This window comes from Brevibacterium sp. CT2-23B (genome assembly GCF_013168765.1).
GTDB classification, from domain to species: domain Bacteria; phylum Actinomycetota; class Actinomycetes; order Actinomycetales; family Brevibacteriaceae; genus Brevibacterium; species Brevibacterium sediminis.
The window spans coordinates 1-1,894 of the sequence record NZ_JABBYK010000011.1 but is presented as its reverse complement, the minus strand read 5'-3'; the positions used below and the strand labels follow the sequence as shown (position 1 = coordinate 1,894).

Annotated in this window: 2 protein-coding genes; both read right to left on the bottom strand. The window is 61.3% G+C overall.

Annotated elements, in window-relative coordinates; genetic code table 11:
• Nucleotides 1-84: 84 nt before the first annotated feature.
• The gene (locus tag HIM68_RS18765) at nt 85-1,326 is read right to left on the bottom strand and encodes a type II toxin-antitoxin system HipA family toxin (protein WP_172175384.1); all 1,242 of its coding nucleotides are present in this window, start codon (nt 1,324-1,326) and stop codon (nt 85-87) included.
• Nucleotides 1,323-1,616 (bottom strand): helix-turn-helix domain-containing protein, encoded by a 294-nt coding sequence (locus HIM68_RS18760; RefSeq protein ID WP_139906987.1) that lies wholly within the window; start codon nt 1,614-1,616, stop codon nt 1,323-1,325. Before HIM68_RS18760 ends, HIM68_RS18765 begins: the two co-directional genes overlap by 4 nt.
• Nucleotides 1,617-1,894 lie beyond the last annotated feature (278 nt).

The window sequence follows — 1,894 nt, the reverse complement described above, 5'->3', positions numbered from 1 at the left end:
CCCCCGGAACCACGCCGACCGCCCCTACGAAGAGGCAGGCTCGCCATCAGTCCTTGGCTCAACCGAGCCCGCACGCCGCGCGGTTCAGCTGACCGGGCGGATAGCTTTGCGCAGACGTGCGAGCTGCGTGTCGATGACGGTTCCCATCTCGGTGGTCTCTGCCCGTCGGATCCCGCGTTCTACAGCCAGCGACCTCCACCCTTCGACCGCGCTCACGACCTCATTGAGCACAGACACAGCAGTTGGCTTCGTCAGATGGCAGAGAGAGGCGAATTCGAGCAGCGCCTCCGCCTCGATCTCCGCGGACACAACGCCGTTGATCGCGGTCTGCCGTTCGAGCGCGGACTCCGGTTCCGGGTTGATGTCGAAAGCCGGGCTCAGCTGCCATCCCGCGTCCGCCCGTATGAAGCCATGGTTACGCAAATGATCATCCGTATTGTGCAATGCAACTGAGAATGCCACTCGGCGATACAGTTCCGCACAGTCGCTGCGCCAGCGCCGGCTGTGGTCTTCGATAGCTTCGACGATATCGAGATAGTCACCGGGCTCCCCGTCTCGACGCCCGGCTGCTGTCATCGCACTCATATATCCGATCCGACGGCCGGTCGTGCGATCGAACCTCTGCAGAAGAAGCACGGATCTCTCGTCGATGCTCAGCAACCGAGATGCAGAGGTATCGATTCCAGCCCTACGGGCAAGTTCGAGTGCCAGGCTCTCCCACGCGATGACGTCTCGATCGTCACCGGGTCGGGAGAACTTTGCAATCAGCAGTCGTCCCTCATCGTCCGCCACAGAAGCTTTGGGCCGCGCCCCTCCCAGAGACCCTGTCCCAGCGTCAAGAAGGCGCTTCACAGCCGTGCCCGACCCTTCTGCGGCACCATCAGCAGCCCGCTGCAGCTCGGGCAGGGAGAGCAGCTTAGGTACACGGCTCGTCGGGCTGAGGAAGTCCTCGTCAGCAGCACGACGAAATCGCAGAGCCCCTTGACGAGTGCGATCGCTCACTCCGAGCAGGAAGTCGATGTCGGTCAGGCGGCGATCACGGACGACGCCCTCGGCGACCTGCCGCCGATGCTCCTTCGCAACGAGGTTACGACCCCACCGGTCAGGAGAGCAGTCGGCGAAGGCTCCCGGCAGACCGGTTACGTTGAATGGGGCTGTCGACAGTGGGAGCTCCGGGTCGATGGAATAGGCCCATCGAGCTCCCGCGTACTCATCGGAGTATTTGAACGTCGTCGAGATATGCCGCCGTGCGATGTGGAAGTACGCAGTGCCGACGAATACCGTCGTTCCGCCCTGGTCCATCTCAACCCGGATCTGCTCACTCATCGACGGACCCTGTCTGGAAGCGTTTCAGCAGAGCGCAGTCTGCCGACGTCGGTGCTCAAAGGATCGAATGAGGCGGAAACGTGGTCGAGCTGTCCGAGTGCCTGCATAACCGACATCACTGCGCCGATTGATACCCCCGCGTCACCACGTTCGACTTTCTGGAGCGTCGATCGAGAGATGCCGGCCCGCTCTGCGACTTCGACAGCCTTCAACGACTGCATGAGTCGCCACCGACGAATCGCGGATCCGATCTCGGTGAGGCGGCGATCCACCTGGCGAGTGACGCTCATTTTGGCTCCTTATGAGTGCAATAAACACCATATGATTCATTAACGACTAGAATACGCGGCATTAGACTACCCGGCAATGTTGATTTCGGGAGGATCGGTGGCCGGCTGCTGTCCGGTTGGACTCCACAAGATCTCTGAACGTCCGTGAGAACACCGCTCTCAGTTGGCCGGCCACGAGCCGGAGAATACACGAATGACCTCGTCCGACTCCCATTGGGAGTTGGACGAGGCCATTTGCTACCTCCCCTAATTGCTACCTGACGGGGGCGCAGCAACCT

Coding starts and splice junctions, on each gene's coding strand:
- HIM68_RS18765 (WP_172175384.1), bottom strand. CDS start 1,326: ATGAGTGAGCAGATCCGGGTTGAGATGGACCAGGGCGGAACGACGGTA.
- HIM68_RS18760 (WP_139906987.1), bottom strand. CDS start 1,616: ATGAGCGTCACTCGCCAGGTGGATCGCCGCCTCACCGAGATCGGATCC.